This window comes from Phyllobacterium sp. P5_D12 (assembly GCF_054049495.1).
The window spans coordinates 1-1502 of record NZ_JBFUMG010000814.1 but is presented as its reverse complement, the minus strand read 5'-3'; the positions used below and the strand labels follow the sequence as shown (position 1 = coordinate 1502).

Sequence of the window (1502 nt, the reverse complement as noted above, 5' to 3'; positions counted from 1 at the left end):
GGAGGCAAGTCCCCTGCTCTACAAGATCTGCCTGCTCAATCCGTTTACCTATGCGGTCGAACTGGTGCGCTTCGCATTTTACGGACAGATCGAGTGGACGTCGCTTGCCGTCGTCTGCGGATTCACCATCGTTTTCATTGCGGGCGCAATCATCGCCTACGACCCCTCGCGCGGTCTCGTCATCAAGAAACAAGAGGGAGGCAATAATTGAAACGGTCAGAGGTATTCTTCGCGGCGTCGGCTGGCCTTGTCCTGCTGGTTTCCGGCAACGGTGCTATTGCCGCGGCGAACAATGATCCGAGCTGGCCTTGCGTCCAGCGCAAGGTACCGGAACTTTCGATCGGTCAGGTGTGGAACGGCCCGGACATTCCCGAGGCCGCGAAAAACTGGGATAGCGATCCAAAAATCGATGATCTCGTTGGCGAAGTTGCGGCGCGGCGCAATCCACTCGACGGGGCACAAAAGCAGATCGTCGAGTTTGCCGGAGGACTGCCGAAAGAACAGGTGAACGACAAGATGTTCATGCTGTTCCAGGGTGTATTCGACACGTTGAACCGCGAGCGCGAGCAAGTGATATCCGGTATCTCGCGCTACGCCGACAAGCAACGCGACATGGCGGAGGATTTGCGGAAGGAAGCCTCGACAGTGGACGCGATGCGCGCCAAGCCTGATGTGGATCCGGAGGAACTCGACAGGGCAAATGAAAGACTGACCTGGGAAACCCGCATATACGATGAACGGGTCCACTCGCTGACGTATGTCTGCGAGGTGCCGACGATTATCGAGCAACGCCTATACGGCCTGTCGAAGACGATCCAGCAATCGATCATCAAACCATAGGTTCGGTGACACGGCCGATGCGGCGATAGGTGAAGGCGTCCGGCGTTGTGTCGGCCGTCTTTGTGCTGATTGCCTCGTTGATGAGCGCACCCATGCGGGCATGCAGCGGTGATTTGATGCAGGCGGGGTCTGTAGCAGCCGCATCGCCGGCGATTGCCATGGCCTGACAGCGGCAACCGCCCCAATCGATCTCCTGGCGCGCGCAACTGCGGCATGGCTCCTGCATCCAGCTTGTTCCGCGAAACGCATTGAATGCCGACGATTCATGCCAGATACGGCTGAGGCTCCAGTCGCCGAAACGCTCGAAATGCAGAGACTTGATCGTGCTGGCGGCATGGCATGGAAGCACGGTTCCATCGGGCGCTACCATAAAGGCATCGCGCGCCCAGCCGCCCATGCAGGGTTTCGGATAAATGGCGAAATAATCTGGCGTAACGAAGTCTATCGTCATGATGCCGCGCAAACGTTCCTGCGCCTCCTCGACGATCTGCACCTGACGCTCGACCGCTTCGCGTTCCGGCATAAGCGCCTTGCGATTGAGCAGAGCCCAGCCCGCATATTGGACATTGGCGATTTCCAGCCGCTCGGCGCCGAGGGAGAGCGCAAGTTCGATGAAATCCGGTACTTCTTCCATGTTGTGGCGATGGATCGGCGCATTGATC

The 1502-nt window shown here is 58.3% G+C and carries 2 protein-coding genes and 1 pseudogene; 2 read left to right on the top strand and 1 reads right to left on the bottom strand.

Translation table 11 applies throughout. The annotated features are described in order from the left end of the window. Both ACXJ5O_RS26690 and ACXJ5O_RS26685 read left to right on the top strand, forming a co-directional pair. A pseudogene (locus ACXJ5O_RS26690) lies at window positions 1-211 on the top strand (ABC transporter permease); the annotation flags it as partial. Beyond that, window positions 208-840, top strand: a complete 633-nt coding sequence (locus ACXJ5O_RS26685; protein WP_457302541.1) for a hypothetical protein — start codon at window positions 208-210, stop codon at window positions 838-840. The pseudogene ACXJ5O_RS26690 and the gene ACXJ5O_RS26685, both read left to right, overlap by 4 nt. Here ACXJ5O_RS26685 and ACXJ5O_RS26680 read toward each other — a convergent pair. Further along, window positions 830-1502, bottom strand: a 673-nt coding sequence (locus ACXJ5O_RS26680) for an SPASM domain-containing protein (protein WP_457302540.1), incomplete at its 5' end; no start/stop codon positions are given. The two genes, ACXJ5O_RS26685 and ACXJ5O_RS26680, sit on opposite strands and share 11 nt — an antisense overlap.